This is a genomic window from Marivivens donghaensis (assembly GCF_011806565.1).
In the GTDB taxonomy this organism is placed as follows: Bacteria; Pseudomonadota; Alphaproteobacteria; order Rhodobacterales; family Rhodobacteraceae; genus Marivivens; species Marivivens donghaensis_A.
Map to the genome: position 1 here is coordinate 16,831 of NZ_JAATOP010000014.1, position 19,925 is coordinate 36,755.

Genomic DNA, 19,925 nt, shown 5'->3' on the forward strand with positions numbered 1-19,925 from the left:
TGCGAAAGTCGCTTGGAAAAACTGGTTACAAAATATCGCTGAGGTGGATCGCCACGACGACGGGCCGCTCAAGCAGGATGCCCGCCATCCGCGCACCGTCCTTGCCCCACGCCAGCCCCGCCGGCCCTTGGCTGTGGTCAAACGCGTTCGGCGCGATGTCGTCGCCGCTGAGGTCCGACCACGACAGTGCATTCCAACTGCTAAGGTCCGTAGGCGTTTGCGGGGCGTCGCCGGTTGGGGCGTTCAGCCCGAAGGTCAGCCCCTTTTTCGGCTGGACGAAGGTGAGGAAATAGCCCGGATCGCCATCCAATGAAACGCCGCCCAGATCGGGGAAGCCGACGTAGGACAGATCGCGGGAAAGCTTTCCGTACATGATCGGCAAGACCGGCGTCGTCCGCGTCAGGTCGATGGTGCGCTGGCCGTTTTCCATGACCGCCTTGCAGAGCATCACCTGAATATCGGGGAACTTCTCCAGCAGCGGGGTGCGCATGACGGTGACAAAGCCAACTTGCGGCGCTTCGCCATGCTCGCCCAAATCGGTGTCGCCCCAATCGCCGATGGGTTCGATATCGGGGTTCAGCGGGCTCCCGTCCGTCGGCGCGGGAAAGGCGCGGCGGATGGGGGAGGCGTTGTTCGGCACGGGCATCCCGCGCCAGCGCAACTCGCGCAGCAGCTCGTGGTTCGCGCCGACCATCACGGCCTCCATCGCGCGGGGATCGTAGAACACGCCAGTGAGCGAGTTCTCGGGCATCTCGCGCAGGTTGGGGGCGATGAGTTCGGGCGAGTCCTCGAGCAGCATTTCGAACAGCGGATCGGGCCAGACCGGATCGTGGATCAGGCGGAGGGGCAGGCTGTCGCCGTCCAGCTCTCCCGCGCCGCCGATACGCTGCGCGATGCGGGGCGGAACGCTGTTGGCAGGGTCGAGGGCGCGTTTGATGCCATCCGGAATGCGGCCCGCGCGGTCATCGATGTCTTTGAATTTGGGTGCGTCTTTGGGCAGGAAGGACCGGTCGTAAGTGTCCTGCGCCCACGCCTGCATTTCCTCGTCCGCGGGATTGACCTTGGGCCGATCATTCGGATTGCGCTCGAGGAGCTGGCCCAGCAATGCGGCGACCGTCTGCTCCACGTCGATCGAGGAAGAGCCGACGCCTGTCTGGTTGATGAGCGTGTCGACCAGATCGTCGGGCATCGCGGCCCCCGCGACGTGATCGGCGTCGGCAAAGGCATCAGCAGCGTTCTGGGCACCGGTCTGCATATCCTCGGGCGTAAGGCCGCGCCTGCCCGCCTGCCGCGCCACGGCGGAGGACAGCGCCACGTCGAGAACGGTTCCTTCGACGCGCTTTTTCAGCGAGGTTTTTCTGCCGTCATTGTCCATGATGCGGGTCCGCGCAGCGGCGGGACCGGCAAAGCCGACGAGCGATGTGATCGACGCGCTCCCCAGCGTACGGGTCGTTTGAGCGTTGAGCTGGCGGGCCGCGTGAGCGCGGGAGATGATGGCGTTCGCGTCTTTCATCGCGCCTGCGTCCTCACCGATGAAGGCGACCATTTCTTCCTGTCGTTTGCGCACGATATTGGTGCCCGCCCCCGCGAGCCTGCGCAGACCGAAATCGCGGTTGACGCTCTGGAACCACTCTGTCGAAGCTGACGAATGCGCGTCGTCTTCGTCCGCATAGGCGCGGCCATAGGACGGGATCGGCATCTCTGATGAAAAGTGCGGTGATAGGGCGCCGTCGAGCGCTTCGTTAAAGATGTCCACGGGCATTTCGTCGGGGTTACGCTGCGCAAACGGGTCGTGGATAGGGATGAACAGCGTGCGGTCGACGACCATCTGCTGATCCAGTTCCTTGATCGGTGACAGGAACTTGGCGGACATCGGGAACTCTGCCGGATCGTCATCCAGATCGAACGCGGTCAGATCGCGCAGCATGTCCTCCGCGCCGCGACCCGCGCCTGTGGTGAAGGTCCAGTGATGATAGACGGGCATGGTCAGCGCATCGTCGCCGCGCTGCCACGCATAAAGCGTCTGGCCCGTCGGTTCCTGCCCCAATCCGGCGAGGCGCCCGTCCTCGAATAGCGGCACGACGCAGGCGGTGTACTTGGTGCGCGGCTTGAGTTGTTGCAGGCTGACGAGGCGGGCGATAGCTCGCTCACCTGGTTCGGTGTCGAGCGATTTGCCGTCGGGATCGTGGATATGCGCGCCCATCTGGACGTGGTTGGGCTCTGGCAGCAAGGCGCCGCCCGACACAGAGGCCGTCGCCAGCCCCGCCGCGCTGACGGTCACGCGGGTGTCGCCGATACTGACGCTGCACAGGTCGGACGGGAAACACAGCAACGCCATCCAAGGGTCGATGCCCATGTCGTTGTTCCAGCCGTGCGGGCTCAGCACCCACGGCAACATCGGGTCGGTGAATTCGACATACGGCAGGCCGCCCGCGCGCATATCGACGCTGCCCGCGACGGGGTAGTTTTTGCCGATCGCAGTGGGCTGGAGGGCGGAAACATTACCCGGACCGGCCAGTGACAGGTCGATCTCCACGGTTTCGGTGGAGCCGCCCTTTTTCACATCGAGCGTAAAGGACACCGCATCGCGGTCACCGCCAAGTGTGCGCATGCCGCGGCGGGCGTAGGCGTAGAAACGGCCGCTCATGCGCTGACCTCCGTCGTGCGGACCGCACCTTTGCCGAGGATGGCGCGGGGTGCGGGCTTGGTTGTCGAAATGGTCAGCGTGCTGTCGGTCATCACGTAGGTTTCGTCGCTGATGGTGATCTTGCGCTTTGGTTTGGCCTTGGGCGCGGGGCCGATGTTGCGCGCCAGCGACGCGGTCCCCACGGGACGGATGCGGCGAGCGGGGGCAAAGTCGGCGCCGGATGGTTCGGGCGCGTCGATGATGATGAGGTCTTCGCTGTCATCCACGACCACCGAGTCCGCCATCGGGAAATCGACGGTGGTGGTAAAGACCGCGCCGGACTCCATTTCCTCGAACGACGGAGAGGACAGTTTTTCGTTATCTGTCAATGTCTTGAAGTTACCAGGCGCAAAGCGGGCGATGTTCCTGGTGGCGGGGTTGTGGACGGCGTTGTCCTCGTCCTTGATCCGCAGCACATCGAATATGTCGTCGCCCGTGACCGCCGCGCCGCCGAAGTGGTCGAGCTTCAGACCCAGCGGTACGCAGTCTTGCGACAGCGACACGGGCGCGTCGGGCATGACGCGGTCGGTGCAGTTCGTCAGCACGAAGTGCGTCGTCTCGGTTTTGCCAGCGCCCCACGATTGCGGCATCCGTAGCCGTTCGAGCAGATGGTCCGCCCAGACGTTTTCGGGGGGCAGGGTGCTTTGCTGGGTGTCGCCGAAGGACTTGTCGAAATGCACCTCGACATCCCAGAACAGCACCTTGATCCCCGCGTTGCCTTTGGCCCGCCACGGTCCCGGACCGCTGAGCTGACCGCTCAGCCAGACGGAGCAGAGCGTATCGCGCCCCCGCTTGATCGTTGCGCTCGCGTGGACATCGGCCTGAAGGTAGAGCGGGCTGAAGATGATCAGCACGTCAAAACCGAGGTCTGCCAGAACAGTGAAGCCTTTGAGTTTCGCGTTCAGGTCCAGCCCCGCGCCGAACTGGAGGCTGTTGCTGGTCAGCGCGAAATAGCCCGTCGCGATCAGTTTGAAATTGCTGGAGTTGGCGACGACGAGCGTCAGTCGGTCGATGCTCGGGAAACCTTCGGGCGGCTCGAAATCGGGATGGAACCCGCCGATAGAGGCCGCGAATTCCGCCCTAGTTCCCCAGCACGACCGGATTGCAAAACCGCCCGACAGGGACATGCCTGCGATGACGGAATCGTGGATCGAGCCCTCCATATCGAAGCGCTGCGCGGTCAGGTCGAGCACGCCCGCGACGTCGATATTGATGCTGGCAATCGGCTCTTCGGGCTTGGGCAGGTTCATCCCGATGCTGCCGATGAGGATGATGCGCAGCGGCTCGGGCAGGGTGACGGCCAGCGCGATATCGGCGGTGATGATCGTCGGCGCGCCCCAGCTGAGCTTGACCGTCGGGCCAAGCACGTACTGCCCGCGGGTGACGGGAAAAATGGCCGAGGCGTCTTGGAGTAGCTGCGGCCCGTCCTCTGCGGGGTTTTCGGGCGACAGCAGATCACCCGCACGCCCCGCGCGGACCACATCGAACAGCGCGTCGGTGTCTACATCGCGGTTGATCCCCACGAGGCCGCCCACGCCGAGCAGATTGAACCCGAACCCGAGCGCAATGGGGGGGAACTGCCCCGACATAAACAGGATCAGCGACCAGCCGTCCTCGCCATCCGGCATCTGGGTGTCGAGGATGCCGAAGGCGGTGATGCCGATCGCTTCGACCTGCAAACTCAGCACGCCCTGATAGCGGCCGATGTCGGGCAGGCATTCGATGAAACCGCCCCCCGACACGGGGCCCGCATCGACCGAAACGCCCATGCCTGTGGGCGGCACGAATTTTACGCCAGCAAAGCTGGGGCCCTCGGACAGCACAAGGTCAAAGCCCGTTTCGACACCGATCCCCGTGATCGCGCCGGATACAGGGCCGATGCTCATGGAGGCGTCCAGCGTGGCGCGGATACGCACGCCAAAGCCGCCGCCTGGCGCGGGGTCGGCGGGCAGGACAGAGATCGTGATCGCCTCGATCCGCAGCGCGTCCCCGAACCCGAGGTCCGTGGGGTATCGCGCGGTAAAGCCCGTCGCGCCCATCGACAGATAGAACCCGTCCTTCGTCGACCAGCCCGCCATCGGTTTGAAGCCGGTCGTGATGCCTTCGGGCGGCAGCAGGCTGGCAATGAACCCGTCCGCGTCAGCCGCCGACAGGGTGAAATCGAGCGTGTCCAGCTTCGCCTCGGTCCGCAGGTCGAAATTGCCGGGATCGAGTTTGACCTTCACCCCCGCGCGGTAATTCGCGGCGTGCATCGACAGCGGCCCGAACTTGTAGGTTTCGTCATAGCCGTCGCCTTGCAGCTCCACGCCTAGATCAACGGGCGGAGCCGCCGCGCCGGTCGTGATGCCGTCCGGCGTGATCGTCATCTGCATCATGTCGACGGCATCGGTCGCGGCAGAGAAAATAAGGTCGGTGTTGTTGCCCAGATCGACCGAGGTCTGCCCCTCGCCGTTAATGCTCAGCAGCGCCTTGAGCGACCGGTTCTGGATGTCGCCTTGCAACGTCAACTTGGCCGCCGCAGCGGGATTGATAGATTGGAAGATCGTCCAGATCAGCAGGAGGTCGTCGGGGTTCGCCTCGACATTGGCGGGCAGATTGGCGTTCGCCGCCTCCATGATCTGCGCCCGCAGTCCCATCGCGCCGAGCAGGAACGCCACCGCCGCAACGAGCTGCGCGGCATCGAAATCCTGCTCGCCAAAGCCGACGGTCTCCTGCACCGCGTCTAGCGGATCGCCGATCACCTCCGCGATCCGCGCAAAATCGAACTGGCGAGTGGTCCCCGCAATCAACGCCGCGTCATTCCCGACCCCGATAAAACAAAGCACCTGCCAGACGGCGGGATAGTAGCGCGACAGGTAGACAGCGATGAGATGCTCGGTGACCAGCTTGGCCACTTCGTCCGGAGACGGGAGGGAGGCGATTGCGTCCGGCAGTTCGTCCCGCAGATCTTGGACGGCGGCGACGAACGTCCTCACCGCTTCGATGGCTTCGATCAACTGCTCCACGTCTGCCATGTCGAAGTTCGGATCGTCGAACTGGCTCTTAGCCGTCGCAATTGTCGTGCGAAGACCTGACACGGCGGTCGCGAAAGTTTCTGCAACGGCTTCGGTCGGAAGTTCGGGCAATTCAATGCCGCAATCAGTGACGAATTCGCGAAGCTCTTCGGCGCGTTCGTTCAGGGATACGGTCGTCGTGCTGTCGATGGTGAAGTCGTAGACGATGCGATTCTGCGACGGCAGCGACAAGAACGAAAGTGGCTCCAGCAGGCGCTCGATTTCACGGATGAGAATGGCGGGTACAGCTTGGGTCATCGGTAGGCCACCACTTTGCGGTTTGCGACGAGGCGGCGTCCGAGGTGATCGGGCGGCGATTTGAACTTGAACTCACAGTATTTGTAGTCGTTGGGAAATCCGACGTCGGACCCCGCCTGAAGCGTCGCAAGGGATTGGCTGGGCGGGAGATATGCGCCGCCGCCAGTGGTTCTGAAATGATCGCTGTTATCTGCGAAATTCGGCAATGAAGCCGTCGCGCCGGTGTCATTGATGACCGAAATCGAGATCGTCCAATTTGGATAGTCATCCATCGCGGGTTTGCCGTTGGTCCCGCCGCCATGCGCTCGGTCAGGCATCGTGTGTTGGATCATGACGGAAGCTTGGTTGGTCGTCAGATTAAACGCGATTGGCGAAATCGAGGTCTTGAGCGCGACCATCTGGTTGCCAAGATCGTTGTTGGAATATTCTGCTGCGCTGGTTGAGGGGCCGAACTGATAGTGCGCGTCGGTCACCGTGGTGGAGGTCGACGGCTGTTTGCCGAAGAAACTGATGTTCACGAGACCTGCGAACGGGTGGTTGGCGGTGAAGCCGATCAGGTAGGCGCCAACCAGTCCGATCGCGATCAACGCGATGGCGATCAGACCGATCGGGCCGGCTGCAGTGCCGATGCCGAGCGCAGGCCCCATCAATTGAAGCAGCGGCAAAACCGCGAGGCCGGCAGCGCTCGCTCCGGACAGAAGGTGCCCCATAGCGACCGAGGTGTCGTTCATCATGTCTGCTTGGGCGTAGCCTGTAGCCGCGCCGTAGATTTCAAAGATGGCGACAACCGTCCCCAGCACGAGGACGCCGGTCTTCGCGACCTTGAGCGCTGTGGCTCCGGCGAATTCTTCGATAACGCCTGCCGATTTGTATGCGGCTTGGGTGGTTTCGAGAGACCAAGTTGCGACCTCTGCAACCTTTCCCGACAGAGAGAAAAGCGACTTGAGTGTGTCTGCCTTGTTGGTCGATGTCGCCAGTGACTTGAGCTCTGCAAACAGGCCGATCACATGGGGAAGGTTGTCGAAGATGTAGTTGGCGTTCCGCGTCAGCGCCTTGAGCGCCTTGGTCATGGGATGGGCGTCGTTCGCCATCGTCGCATTGAACGCATTGGTCAGCGCGCGGACATCGTCGAACATCTGCACGAAGTCCGCACCTGCGTTATAGACCTTCAGCAGTTTGTTGAGATGCTGCTCGGGGACACTCGATTTGACGATAATCATTTGTCCCGCAACTTGCGTGTAGGACAGATAGACCTTCATTACGAAGTCACCGATCTGCGCATTGGTCGGCGGCGCGGCAGAAGCAGATACGTTGCAAAGAATGTCGGCTCGTTGGGTGCTGTTCGCTATGGCGCTGTAGGCGTTGCCGGAAATTTCAATCGGTAGATCTTCGGCAACTTTGGTCAGGCGCTCGACTGTGAACAGGCCCGTCGCGCTTGTGCTGGGGAGATCATCGAGCAGAGAGCCAGCTGACAGGTTGCGCACTTCCTCAAGGCTATGGAGTTCCGGCGCATGGGCGCGAATGGCAGAGAGGCCCGCGAACAGTTCGGTGAGGAATAGCATCCGCTCAACGGCAGGCGCGGCGTCAAAGACATCCAGCAGGTTGTCGGTCGACAGCAGCAACCGCTGAAACGAAACAGGTAGCCAACCACCAGCTGCCCAGACTTTGTCTTTCAGTCCGGATGTGTTGCCGCGGTAGAATTCAGTAAGAGCGCCACTGAAGCAGCACATGAATTTTTCATCGAGCTCGTAGTGGGTTCTAATGACCTCAAAGCTTTCGTGCAGATTGCCTTGTATCTGTGCGCCAAGTGTCTTGGAATCCTGCGCGCTGCTCTGCTTGAGGTGCTCCATGGTTGAATTGATGAGGCGCCAGAGTTCGATAGCTTTCTGGGCATCGTCGGTCTTGCGCCCGACCTCTTTGAGTTTGCCTTGGAGCTTTGCGTGCCACGCAGGGTCGACTCGCTTTTTCGCGATTGCATCGACCTCGTACATATAGCTGCGAAGCGGCGCGAGCCAGGGCATCAATTTGCCAGCAGGGTTCACCATAACAAACTCGTAAAAATCGGACCTGAAACACGTTCAGGGTCCGGAGGGGGGCGAGTTCGGTCAAGAAAATTATTTCAGTAGTTGCGCGCGCCGGTCGCCGGAATTTCTCGTAAAGGGCGATCTGCAAACGAAAAAACGCTGGCTCCTTGGTGGGCGGAGCGTTGCCGTGTCACCTAGGGTAGTGGGGTATTCCCCCAAAATGCGGGGGAGGGCGGTTTGTGAGAACGTTTATCTTCACCAGACGAATCAACGTTCCAGAAATGCAAACGGCGGCCCAAGAGCCGCCGTCTTAGCCCCGCGCGTACGGAGAGAGAAAGAGTGCACGCGCGAGGGATATCGTGGACCGATCCTTAGAGGATGGTCTGGCCGGTTGCTGCCCAGTCCTTCGAGAACTGCTCCAGACCTTTGTCGGTCAGGACGTGCTTGGCGAGGCCCTTGATGACGCTCGGCGGGATGGTGGCAACGTCGGCGCCGGCCAGAGCCGACTCTTTGACGTGGTTCGGGGTACGGATCGACGCTGCGAGGATCTCGGTCTCGAAGCCGTAGTTGTCGTAGATCTCGCGGATTTCGCGGATCAGTTCCATACCGTCGATGTTGATGTCATCGAGACGACCGATGAACGGCGAGATGTAGGTCGCGCCTGCTTTGGCAGCCAGCAGAGCCTGGTTAGCCGAGAAGCAGAGGGTGACGTTGGTCTTGATGCCGTTGTTGGTGAAGTGGCGGCATGCCTTCAGACCGTCGAGGGTCAGCGGCAGCTTGATGACGACGTTGTCGGCGATCTTGGCGAGGTGCTCGCCTTCGGCGACCATACCGTCGTAATCCATCGCAGCGACTTCGGCCGAAACCGGACCGTCAACGAACGAGCAAATTTCAGCGATGACTTCTTTGAAGTCACGGCCCGACTTTGCGATCAGCGACGGGTTGGTGGTCACACCATCCAGCAGGCCGTAATCGTTCAGTTCCTTGATGTCTTCGACAACTGCGGTATCGACAAAAAATTTCATGTCTTCTCTCCTTATTTACCCATGAGCGCCTTGGCGCGGGCGATAATGGCGTCTTTCGTGATGCCGAACTCTTCGTAAAGGCGTTCAGCCGGAGCCGAAGCACCGAAGCCGGGCATTCCGATGACGTCATTCTCGGATGCGACGTAGCGTGTCCAGCCAAATTTGCCCGCAGCTTCGATTGCAATGCGCGGCGCGTTGCCCAGAACGTCGGCTTTATAGGCTTCCGGCTGGTCTTCGAAAAGCTCCCAGCTCGGCATGGAAACAACAGCAACACCGAAACCTTCGGCGGCGAGCGCTTCGGCAGCCTCGACGGCCAGCGACACTTCGGTGCCGGTGGCGATCAGGGTCACGTCGCGGCCTTCGCCGAACGAACGGATGACGTAGGCGCCCTTGGCCGTCAGGTTCTCACCTTCATCGGCCGAACGCAACTGGGGCACACCCTGACGTGAAAGCGCCATGAGCGACGGCTTGTTGGTGGTGCGGATCGCGATGTCCCACGCTTCGAGCGTTTCGACCGCATCGGCGGGGCGGAACACCAGAAGGTTCGGGATCGAGCGGAGCGATGCCATGTGCTCGACCGGCTGGTGGGTCGGACCGTCTTCGCCCAGACCGATGGAGTCGTGGGTCATGACGTGGATGGTCTGGATACCCATGAGCGCCGACAGACGGATCGCATTGCGCGAGTAGTCCGAGAACACGAGGAATGTGCCGCCGTAGGGGATGAAACCGCCGTGCAGGGCGAGGCCGTTCATCGCAGCCGCCATGCCGAATTCGCGCACGCCGTAGCCGATGTAGCGGCCAGGAGTTTCGCGGGTGTACTGGGTGTCGACAGCCTTCACGCGGGTCAGGTTCGAGCCGGTGAGGTCAGCCGAGCCGCCGACCATAGCCGGAACGGCGGGGGTCAGCGCTTCGAGCGCCATCTGGCTGGCTTTGCGGGTCGCGACCTTGGCCGGTTCCGCGGCGAGTTTCGCCAGAGCGTCCTTGAAGGCCGCGTCATAACCTGCGGGCAGCTTGCCCGACATACGGTCGATGAAGGCCTGCTTCTGCGGGTGGGCGTCGAGCTTGGCTTCCCATTCCTTGCGGGCGTCAGCGCCGCGCGAGCCGATGGCGTGCCATTCCAGTGCCAGTTCTGCCGGAATTTCGAACGGAGCCGCGTCCCAACCCAGCGCAGCCTTGGCAGCCGCGCCTTCGTCGTCGCCGAGCGGCGAGCCGTGAACGCCAGAAGTGCCTGCCTTGTTGGGCGAGCCGAAGCCGATGATCGTCTTCATCGCGATGAGCGACGGCTTGGCGGTTTCTGCCTTGGCAGCGGTCAGTGCAGCGTCGAGTTCCTCTGCATCGTGGCCGTCGCAGGACTGGACGTGCCAGCCGCAAGCGGCAAAGCGGGCAGGGATGTCTTCGGAGAACGACACCGAGGTCGGGCCGTCGATGGTGATGCTGTTGTCATCGTAGAGAACAACCAGCTTACCAAGGCCGAGGTGACCGGCGAGGCTGATGGCTTCCTGACCGATGCCTTCCTGAAGGCAGCCGTCGCCCAGCATGACATAGGTGTGGTGATCGACGAGGCCGTCGAACTCCGACGCGGCGAGCTTTTCAGCCATCGCCATGCCGACAGCGGTCGCGATGCCCTGACCCAGCGGGCCGGTGGTGGTCTCGATGCCTTTGGCGTGACCGTATTCGGGGTGACCTGCGGTGATCGCGCCCCACTGACGGAAGTTTTTGACCTGCTCGATCGTCATGTCTTCGTAACCGGTCAGGTGCAGAAGCGAATAGAGCAGCATCGACGCGTGGCCGTTCGACAGAACAAAGCGGTCGCGGTCCGCCCAATCGGGGTTCGACGCGTCAAACTTCAGGTGCTTGCGGAACAGAACGGTGGCTGCGTCGGCCATACCCATCGGCGCACCGGGGTGGCCCGAGTTCGCGGCATTCACGGCGTCGATCGACAGCGCGCGGATGCAGTTGGCGAGAGCAAAATTGAGGGGATCGGCAGCCGACTTGGCTGCGATGAACGAATCTTTGGGCATGAAAAGTCCTCCTGTTGCGCCATTGCTTAGAAGAAGATGTGAAAAATCACAATCAAAAATAACAAAATCACAAAACACGATTGATTTTGTGATTTGCTCTGTTATTTTCCACATCAAGGGCCGATGGTGCGTTACCGCCTGTCGGAGAGGAGACGTCATGAAGCTAGAAGATCGCCGCCAGAACATTCTGGACCTGCTGGTGCAGGCCGGTTCTGTCACGCTCGACGATCTGTCGGCGCGGTTCGGCGTGTCGAAAATGACGATCCACCGCGATCTGGACGAGCTTGAAGCGGCGGGCCTTCTGCGCAAGGTGCGCGGCGGTGCCTCGATCGAGACGTCTACGCAGTTCGAAGCCGATTACCGTTACCGCGCGCTGCAAAACACCGATGCCAAACGCGGTGTGGCCGCCAAGGCGGCGGAGCTGGTCGAGCCCGGTATGACCGTGCTGATTAACGACGGCACGACCGCTGGAATCATGGCCGAAATGCTGGCGCAGATCCGCCCGCTGACGGTGATTACGAACAACCTCGCCGCCATTCAGGTACTGACCGAAGTGCAGGGCATCACGCTCATCGCACTGGGCGGTATATATAGTCGCAAATTCAACGGCTTCTTCGGCCTCGTGACCGAACAGTCGCTGTCGCGCCTCAAGGCGGACATCGCGTTCCTGTCCTCCCCCGCGATTTCGGGCGGGATGGCCTATCACATGGATGAAAGCGTCACGCGCTGTAAGCAGGCGATGATCAAGGCAGGCGCGCAGCGCGTTCTGCTGGCCGACGCCAAGAAATTCGGGCGCACCGCGCTGCACCAGCTCGCGGACCTGAGCGAATTCGACACCATCGTAACCGACAGACTGTCCCCCGACGTGGCCGACCCGCTGCGCGATCAGGGGATCAAGATTATGAATGTAAAGGAATGACCCATGGCTGATTTCTGGATTGGTACCAGCTGGAAGATGAACAAGACCCTCGCCGAAGCGAAAGAGTTCGCCGAAGGTCTGGCCGCTGCCGATGCCGCCCGTGACGACCGCATCCAGCGTTTCGTCATTCCGCCCTTCACCGCGGTGCGCGAAGTGAAGCAGATGCTGGCCGACACCTCGGTCAAGGTCGGCGCGCAGAACATGCACTGGGACGACGCGGGTGCGTGGACCGGTGAGGTGTCGCCGCTGATGCTCAAAGACTGCAACCTCGACATCGTGGAACTGGGTCACTCGGAACGCCGCGAGTTTTTCGGCGAAACCGACGAGACTGTTGGCCTCAAGACCGAAGCTGCCGTACGTCATGGAATGATCCCGCTGATCTGTCTGGGCGAGACGCTCGAACAGCGCGAAAGCGGACGTGCTGCCGAGGTGCTGGCCGAAGAAGTGCGCGGCGCGCTCGGCAAGCTGTCGGACGAACAGAAGTCGGCCGAGATCCTGCTCGCCTACGAGCCTGTCTGGGCCATCGGCGTCAACGGCATTCCGGCGTCGAGCGAATACGCCGACGCCCGTCAGGCAGAGATCATCGCGGTCGCCGAAGAAGTGCTCGGCCGCAAGGTGCCGTGCCTCTATGGCGGCTCGGTCAATCCGGAGAACTGCGAGGAACTGATCCAGTGCCCGCACATCGACGGTCTATTCATCGGTCGTTCCGCGTGGAACGTGAACGGCTACCTCGACATCCTGGCCAAGTGTTCGGCCGCAATCTAACGAACGGAGAGATCCATGAAACTCGCAGTAGCAGGCGATAGCGCAGGTGCAGGTCTGGCCAAGGTTCTGGCCGACTACCTTTCGGACAAGCACGAGGTCACCTTCCTCGACATGGCGGAAGTGAACGCAGAGTTCTACGCCAACCTGTCGGACACCGTTGCATCGGGCGTCGCTGGCGGCACCTATGAAAAGGCCATTCTGGTCTGCGGCACCGGCATCGGTGTCTGTATCGCCGCCAACAAGGTTCCGGGCATCCGCGCCGCGCTGACCCACGACACCTATTCGGCTGGCAAGGCCGCAACTTCGAACAACGCGCAGATCATCACCATGGGTGCGCGCGTGATCGGTGCCGAAGTCGCCAAGACCATCGCCGACGAGTTCCTGTCGAAGTCCTTTGACGACGCAGGCGCCTCCGCCAGCAACGTTCAAGCGATTAACGACGTTGACGCCAAGTACAACAAGTAAGCCGGTCCTTCGGGATTGGCCGCGGCTCGTGCGTTCCCCGACGTGCGGGCCGCTTTTTATGTACTGGGAGCTTTGTTAGACTAAATTCTCAATTGTGGCGGAACTATGAAGCGGTTTCTAATTCCATTAGTGAGAACGTGCCTTATTTCTACCATAGGTAGGAATGTGAGTTCCCGGATTGGAAAGAAAATGGGCGCACGCGTCGGATAAAATAACCCGAAGCGTACGCCCTCAATCAACGAATCCGTTGGTCGCCACACGCGCTAAATAGCTGAAGGTACACACAAAAGGGCCAATGGGGTGTCCCGCAATACGGACAATCCCAGTAACTCACTCACAAACCATTCAACAAACAACCAGCTACCATGCTGTGTGTGAGGCCAACCTATCCGAAAGGCTACTTTCCCGCAAGTGGCGAACTCCTTACCTAGCGTCATTGTGGCGAAATTAAGGCAGAGCTGTTTTGCCAAACAAAACAAGGGGCTTGGCTGTCAATAACCGACTTTGGTCGTAGTCCGTCGGCGGGTCGCAACCGGCATTCTGTGCACTCGTGTGCAACTTTGCCCGATTTTCAACGTAAGCGATTGAATCGCGCACCCTTCGGTCTAGCTGACATAAGCCAATGCCTCTTCAGGTATGAGTGTCGTTAATAAAAACGTCATAAATTGCCCTAAAGCAGCTTGATCAGGCGGCATCTGAGTGAAAAAAGACGCTCGCAACGCGGATTTTAAGGGGGAACGCCGTGCTCGACTTGACCAACATTCGTGAAGAGCTGGCCCAGCATTACGACCTCGCGCCGAACCCCGAGCTGGCAGAGGCGATGTCGGACACGTTTGCCAAGATGGACCGCGTGGTCAATCCGATCGACTGGGCCCGTTACGCGCCCTACGTCGCCGCGATCAACAAGCTCAAGAAAGAGAAGAACGCGGTCATTCTCGCGCACAACTACATGACGCCGCAGATCTATCACGGCGTTGCGGATGTGGTGGGTGACAGCCTCCAGCTTGCGATCGAGGCCACCCGCGTCGAAGCCGACATTATCGTTCAGTGCGGCGTTCACTTCATGGCCGAGACGTCGAAAATCCTGAACCCCGCCAAAATCGTTCTGATGCCCGACATGGACGCAGGCTGTTCGCTGGCCGATGCGATCACCGCCGCCGATATCGAAGAGATGCGCCGCCAGTACCCCGGCGCGCCGGTCGTCACCTATGTGAACACCACCGCCGAAGTGAAGGCTGCCTCGGACATCTGCTGCACCTCGTCGAACGCCGCGCAGATCGTTGCCGCGCTGGACGGTGACACGATCATCATGACGCCGGACCAGTACCTTGCGCAGAACGTGGCAAAGATGGTCCCGCAAAAGCGCGTCGTCTGGTACAACGGCTCGTGCATCGTGCACGAACAGTACACCGCGCAGGACATCCGTGAATTCCGCGAATGGAACCCCGGCACCCGTATCATCACGCACCCCGAGTGCCCGCCCGAAGTGGTGGCCGAAGCCGATTACTCGGGCTCGACCAGCGGCATCATCAAGTATGTGAACGACGAAAAGCCCGAGCGCGCGATGCTGGTCACCGAATGCTCGATGGCGTCGAACATCGCGGACTCGCTGCCCGAAGTCGATTTCGTCGGCCCGTGCAACATGTGCCCCTACATGAAGATGATCACGCTGGAGAAAGTCCTGTGGACGCTGCACACCGGCCAGACCCCCGTCGAGGTGGACGAAGCTGTTGCAGGCAAGGCCCGCCAAGCGGTCGAGCGTATGATCGACATGAGCAAGCAGCTCGGTCTCTGAGGATACAAATGTGACCCACACCATCGAAACCGGCCGGATTGTCATCGTCGGCGCAGGATTGGGCGCGCTCTATGCGGCCCTCGAACTTGCGCCGCGTCCCGTATTGATGATCTCGCCGGAGACGTTGGGGCAGGGTGCATCCTCGGCTTGGGCGCAGGGCGGCGTTGCGGCCGCCATGTCGGCAGACGACAGCGCAGCGGCTCACGCCCGCGACACCGTTCTGGCCGGCGCAGGCACAGTCGACATCGAAATCGCGGAGATGGTGACCTCCCACGCGCGCGAACACATTCTGAACCTCACGGACAAGGGCACACCCTTCGATCGCGGCCCCGAAGGCGGCTACGTGCTGAGCCTTGAGGCAGCCCACTCCAAACCCCGCGTCGTGCGGGTGAAGGGCGATCAGGCGGGCGCGAAAATCATGGAAACGCTGATCGAGGTCGTGCGCGAAACGCCTTCGGTTCAGGTTTGCACCAACACGCTGGCGACGGGCCTCGAGGTCGAAGACGGCGTGGTCAAAGGCGTCTACGTCAAAGCCTCCGACCGCGAGACCGAAGCGGTTCTGATCCGTTGCCCTGCCGTGCTGCTCGCCGGTGGCGGGTCGGGCGGTCTGTTTTCGGTGACGACGAACCCGCCGCGCATCCGTGGTCAGGTCGTCGGCCTTGCCGCCCGCGCTGGCGCTCTCGTCGGTGATCCCGAGTTCGTGCAGTTCCACCCGACCGCGATGGACGTGGGCGAAGACCCCGCGCCGCTCGCGACCGAGGCGCTGCGCGGTGAAGGGGCCAAACTGATTAACGCGGATGGCGAACGGTTCATGCTGGCGATTGACCCGCGGGCCGAGCTTGCGCCGCGCGATATCGTGGCGCGCGGTATCTTTGCCGAAACCCAAGCGGGCCGCCGTCCGTGCCTCGATACCCGCGAGGTTCTGGGCGCTGAAATCCTGACGAAATTCCCCGTGGTCGCCAACGCCTGCGCGCGCAACGGCATTGACCCCGTGACCGAAGCGATCCCCGTCGCCTGCGCCGCACATTATCATATGGGCGGTATCGACGCGGACGATCAGGGCCGCACTAGCATGGCGTCGCTCTGGGTTTGCGGCGAGGCTGCCTCGACCGGTTTGCACGGTGCGAACCGTCTGGCGTCGAACGGCCTGCTGGAGGCTCTCGTGTTCGCCCGCCAATGCGCGCAGGACATCACGGCTCAGGTGCCTCTAGTCGATGCGGCAGAGGTCGAACTGGAGTTCACGGACGGCGGCACCGACGCCTTTGCACCCGAAAGCATGGTCGCGCTGCGCAAAACGATGACCGACAATGTGGGCGTTTTGCGCAATGCTGCGGGGCTGCAAACCGCGCTGGCCGAGATCGCCCGTCTGGAAAAGCTGGAAGCGCAATCGCGCACTTTCGGCAACATGACCGCGACCGCGACGCTGATTACCGCGGCGGCGCTGCTGCGCGAGGAATCCCGCGGCGGCCATTTCCGCACCGATTTCCCCGAGGCCGATCCCGAACAGGCCCACCGCACTGAAATTACGCTGGCCGAGGCGCTCGAAATCCGCGCCCGCTACGCCAAGGAGTGACCCCCATGACCTACGCCGCGCTGCCCGATCTGGTGCTTGAGCCGCTCGTTCGCAATGCCCTGACCGAGGACATGGGCACCTTCGGCGACATCACGACCCGCGCCGTGATCCCCGCCGGCGTGACCTATCAGGCCAAGCTCAATGCCCGCGACGAAGGCGTCGTGTCGGGTATGCAGATCGCCCGTATCGCGTTCCACCTCGTTGATCCGTCGCTGAAAATCGACACGCTGGTGGGTGACGGTTCTGCCGTGACCAAGGGCCAGACGCTGATGACGATCGAAGGCGCGGCCTCGTCGATCCTGATGGGCGAGCGCGTTGCGCTGAACTTTGCGGGTCGTCTGTCGGGCATCGCCTCGCTGACTGCGCAATTTGTCGCCCAGACCGCCGGCACGAAAACGCGCATCACCTGCACACGCAAAACCACTCCCGGTCTGCGGACCGTTGAGAAGCTGGCCGTGCTTCATGGCGGCGGTTTCAACCATCGTTTCAGCCTCTCGGACGCGATCCTGATCAAGGACAACCACATCGCCGCTGCGGGCGGTATCCGCGCCGTGCTGGACGCGACCAAAGCCGTCGCGAGCCATATGGTGAAGGTCGAAATCGAGGTCGATACGCTGGAGCAACTGGCCGAAGTGCTTGAGGTCGACGGCGCTGATAACGTGCTGCTTGACAACATGGACACGCCGACGCTGATCGAGGCGGTGAAGATGACCGAGGGCCGCGTTGTGCTCGAAGCGTCGGGCAATATGAAGCTGGACCGCATTGCCGAAGTGTCCGCCACGGGCGTCGATTACATCTCTTCGGGTGCGCTGACGCATTCGGCGATGACGCTGGATCTCGGTCTCGATTTCTGACGTTGCGGGGCGGATAGTGCGGGGCTAGAACGGAGGACCAACCGTTCAGGAGTTCCCGTTTTGGATACAGCCGTCCGCATCAACCGCACGATTGCCACCGACATTTCCGCCCGTCCCGAACAGGTCGAGGCTGCGGTCAGACTGCTGGATGAAGGCGCGACCGTTCCGTTCGTGGCCCGCTACCGTAAGGAAGTCACGGGCGGTCTGGACGACACCCAACTGCGCACGCTATCGGATCGCCTGACCTATCTGCGCGAGATGGAAGCCCGCCGCGCGGCCATCGTCAATTCGATCACCGAGCAGGGCAAAATGACCGACGATTTGTCGGTCTCGCTCGCCCGCGCCAGCACCAAAGCAGAGCTCGAAGACATCTACCTGCCCTACAAACCCAAGCGCCGCACCAAAGCGATGATTGCGCGGGAAAACGGGCTGGGGCCGCTGGTGGAGGCGATCCTCGATAACCGCGCCGCCGATCCCGAACAGCTTGCCGCCGGTTTCGTGACCGAGGCCGTGCCGACCACCAAAGACGCGCTGAACGGTGCGCGTGACATCGTGGCCGAAAGCCTTGCCGAGAACGCGGGTCTGTTGGGTGAGCTGCGCCAGTTCATGCAGAAGGACGGTATCGTCACTGCCAAGGTCATCGCGGGCAAAGAAGCAGAGGGCGCGAAGTTCGCCGACTACTTCGACCACAGTGAGGCGTGGGCGACGATCCCGTCCCACCGCGCGCTGGCGCTGCTGCGCGCCGCGAACGAAGGCATCGTGACGCTCGACATTGCGCCCGATCCCGAAACGGGGGCCGAGCGTGCAACGAATATGATCGCGGCGCAGCTTGGCACGCGGACCGATGGCGCGGCGGACAAATGGCTGCGCACCGTCGCGGGCTGGACGTGGCGTGTGAAGCTGTCGATGACCATGATGCTCGACCTTCTGGGCGATATGCGGGCCAAGGCGCATGACGACGCGATCAACGTGTTTGCCCGTAACCTCAAGGACTTGCTGCTGGCCGCGCCTGCGGGCGACCGCGCGACGCTCGGCCTCGATCCAGGTATTCGGACGGGCGTGAAGGTCGCTGTGGTGGACTCGACGGGCAAGGTTGTCGACACCGCGACGATCTATCCGTTCCAGCCGAAGAACGACATCAACGGCGCGACCGAAACGCTGATGCGCCTGATCGGCAAGCACAACGTCGACCTCATCGCCATCGGCAACGGCACGGCTAGCCGCGAGACAGAACGCCTCGCCGCCGATGTGATCAAGCTGCTGCCGCAGGGCTTCAAAGCGCCGACCAAGGTGGTCGTCAGCGAAGCGGGCGCGTCGGTCTATTCCGCCTCCGAGCTTGCGGCGCGCGAATTCCCCGACCTCGACGTGTCGCTGCGCGGCGCGGTGTCCATTGCACGCCGCCTGCAAGACCCGCTGGCCGAACTGGTGAAGATCGAACCCAAGAGCATCGGCGTGGGCCAGTACCAGCATGACGTTGACCAATCCAAGCTTGCAAAATCGCTGAGCGCCGTGGTCGAAGACGCCGTGAACGCGGTGGGTGTGGATTTGAACACGGCATCGGCTCCGCTGCTGGCGCGTGTGTCGGGCCTCGGTCCCGTGCTGGCGGAATCCATTGTGGCGCACCGCGATGCCAATGGTGCGTTCCGGTCGCGCAAAGAACTGCTGAAGGTCGCCCGCCTTGGCCCGAAAGCCTTCGAACAGTGTGCGGGCTTCCTGCGGATCCGCGAAGGCGACGAGCCGCTGGACGCGTCCTCGGTTCACCCCGAAGCCTACGGCGTGGCACGCAAGATCGTGGCCGCTTGCGGTCGCGACGTGCGCTCGCTGATGGGGGATGCCGCCAGCCTGCGCGGTCTGCGGGCAGAGCAGTTCGTGGACGACACCTTCGGTCTGCCGACCGTTCGCGACATTCTGCTGGAACTCGAAAAGCCGGGCCGTGACCCGCGTCCGACCTTCAAGACCGCGACCTTCACCGATGGTGTCGAGGATATCAAAGACCTCAAACCCGGCATGTCGCTGGAAGGCACGGTGACCAACGTCGCTGCATTTGGCGCGTTCGTGGATATCGGGGTGCATCAGGACGGTCTGGTCCACGTCAGCCAACTGGCCGACCGTTTCGTCAAAGACCCGCACGAGATCGTCAAAGCGGGCGATGTCGTCCGCGTTCGCGTGACCGAGGTCGACGTGCCGCGCAAGCGCATCGGTCTGACCATGCGCAAGGACGGCGGAGCGTCCGCGAAAGAGGACCGCAATGCGCGTGGTCCGGCCAAAGGTCCGCGCGGCGGCGGCAATAAGGGTCCGATGAAGGCATCCCCGCAAAAGGGACGTCAGGCGGACACCGGCTCGTTCGGCGCGGCGCTCATGGATGCGATGAAAAAGAAATAACCCTCTGCACCGGCGCTGGTGGCAAAGTCCACCAGCGTGTCTGATCGTCCTAGCGATCGGGTCATGTCAGAGGATGTGGCTCGTATTCTTTTGCCAGGCAGGGTG

At 62.0% G+C, this 19,925-nt stretch carries 12 protein-coding genes; 7 read left to right on the forward strand and 5 right to left on the reverse strand.

Features of this window, described 5'->3' with window-relative positions; all coding sequences use genetic code 11:
* Positions 1-25 precede the first annotated feature (25 nt).
* From HCZ30_RS15400 to tkt, 5 genes are all read right to left on the reverse strand, one after another.
* The gene (locus HCZ30_RS15400; RefSeq protein ID WP_167639202.1) at positions 26-2,647 is read right to left on the reverse strand and encodes a hypothetical protein; all 2,622 of its coding nucleotides are present in this window, start codon (positions 2,645-2,647) and stop codon (positions 26-28) included.
* Complete coding sequence (locus HCZ30_RS15405) at positions 2,644-5,997, reverse strand: DUF6603 domain-containing protein (RefSeq protein ID WP_167639203.1); 3,354 nt, start codon at positions 5,995-5,997, stop codon at positions 2,644-2,646. Before HCZ30_RS15405 ends, HCZ30_RS15400 begins: the two co-directional genes overlap by 4 nt.
* Complete coding sequence (locus tag HCZ30_RS15410; protein ID WP_167639204.1) at positions 5,994-8,018, reverse strand: hypothetical protein; 2,025 nt, start codon at positions 8,016-8,018, stop codon at positions 5,994-5,996. Before HCZ30_RS15410 ends, HCZ30_RS15405 begins: the two co-directional genes overlap by 4 nt.
* A 374-nt stretch (positions 8,019-8,392) precedes the next feature.
* Positions 8,393-9,046, reverse strand: coding sequence for a fructose-6-phosphate aldolase (gene fsa, locus HCZ30_RS15415; RefSeq protein ID WP_167639205.1), 654 nt, complete (start codon positions 9,044-9,046; stop codon positions 8,393-8,395).
* A gap of 11 nt (positions 9,047-9,057) precedes the next feature.
* Complete coding sequence (gene tkt / locus HCZ30_RS15420) at positions 9,058-11,067, reverse strand: transketolase (protein WP_167639206.1); 2,010 nt, start codon at positions 11,065-11,067, stop codon at positions 9,058-9,060.
* 157 nt (positions 11,068-11,224) lie between these two features.
* Between tkt and HCZ30_RS15425 the strand changes: the two genes are divergently transcribed.
* The 7 genes from HCZ30_RS15425 to HCZ30_RS15455 all read left to right on the forward strand — a co-directional run bounded on the left by HCZ30_RS15425 (position 11,225) and on the right by HCZ30_RS15455 (position 19,820).
* Positions 11,225-11,986, forward strand: a complete 762-nt coding sequence (locus tag HCZ30_RS15425; RefSeq protein ID WP_167639207.1) for a DeoR/GlpR family DNA-binding transcription regulator — start codon at positions 11,225-11,227, stop codon at positions 11,984-11,986.
* Positions 11,987-11,989: 3 nt separating this feature from the next.
* Positions 11,990-12,751 carry a triose-phosphate isomerase gene (locus HCZ30_RS15430; RefSeq protein ID WP_167639208.1) on the forward strand — a complete coding sequence of 254 codons (762 nt, stop codon included), beginning with the start codon at positions 11,990-11,992 and terminating at the stop codon, positions 12,749-12,751.
* A gap of 15 nt (positions 12,752-12,766) precedes the next feature.
* A complete protein-coding gene (locus HCZ30_RS15435; protein WP_167639209.1) occupies positions 12,767-13,216 on the forward strand; it encodes an RpiB/LacA/LacB family sugar-phosphate isomerase in 450 nt (149 codons plus the stop codon).
* 742 nt (positions 13,217-13,958) lie between these two features.
* A complete protein-coding gene (gene nadA / locus HCZ30_RS15440) occupies positions 13,959-15,011 on the forward strand; it encodes a quinolinate synthase NadA (RefSeq protein WP_167639210.1) in 1,053 nt (350 codons plus the stop codon).
* A 10-nt stretch (positions 15,012-15,021) separates the two neighbouring features.
* Positions 15,022-16,584, forward strand: coding sequence for an L-aspartate oxidase (locus HCZ30_RS15445; protein ID WP_348640406.1), 1,563 nt, complete (start codon positions 15,022-15,024; stop codon positions 16,582-16,584).
* A gap of 5 nt (positions 16,585-16,589) precedes the next feature.
* Complete coding sequence (nadC, locus tag HCZ30_RS15450; protein ID WP_175581062.1) at positions 16,590-17,438, forward strand: carboxylating nicotinate-nucleotide diphosphorylase; 849 nt, start codon at positions 16,590-16,592, stop codon at positions 17,436-17,438.
* 60 nt (positions 17,439-17,498) lie between these two features.
* Entirely contained in the window at positions 17,499-19,820 is a 2,322-nt protein-coding gene (locus HCZ30_RS15455) for a Tex family protein (RefSeq protein ID WP_167639212.1), read from the forward strand.
* The last annotated feature ends 105 nt before the right edge of the window (positions 19,821-19,925 follow it).

Bases quoted from the DNA above. Each gene is read 5' to 3' on its own strand.
- nadC (WP_175581062.1), top strand. From the start codon at position 16,590: ATGACCTACGCCGCGCTGCCCGATCTGGTGCTTGAGCCGCTCGTTCGC.
- HCZ30_RS15400 (WP_167639202.1), bottom strand. From the start codon at position 2,647: ATGAGCGGCCGTTTCTACGCCTACGCCCGCCGCGGCATGCGCACACTT.
- HCZ30_RS15425 (WP_167639207.1), top strand. From the start codon at position 11,225: ATGAAGCTAGAAGATCGCCGCCAGAACATTCTGGACCTGCTGGTGCAG.
- tkt (WP_167639206.1), bottom strand. From the start codon at position 11,067: ATGCCCAAAGATTCGTTCATCGCAGCCAAGTCGGCTGCCGATCCCCTC.
- HCZ30_RS15430 (WP_167639208.1), top strand. From the start codon at position 11,990: ATGGCTGATTTCTGGATTGGTACCAGCTGGAAGATGAACAAGACCCTC.
- HCZ30_RS15410 (WP_167639204.1), bottom strand. From the start codon at position 8,018: ATGCCCTGGCTCGCGCCGCTTCGCAGCTATATGTACGAGGTCGATGCA.
- fsa (WP_167639205.1), bottom strand. From the start codon at position 9,046: ATGAAATTTTTTGTCGATACCGCAGTTGTCGAAGACATCAAGGAACTG.
- HCZ30_RS15435 (WP_167639209.1), top strand. From the start codon at position 12,767: ATGAAACTCGCAGTAGCAGGCGATAGCGCAGGTGCAGGTCTGGCCAAG.
- HCZ30_RS15405 (WP_167639203.1), bottom strand. From the start codon at position 5,997: ATGACCCAAGCTGTACCCGCCATTCTCATCCGTGAAATCGAGCGCCTG.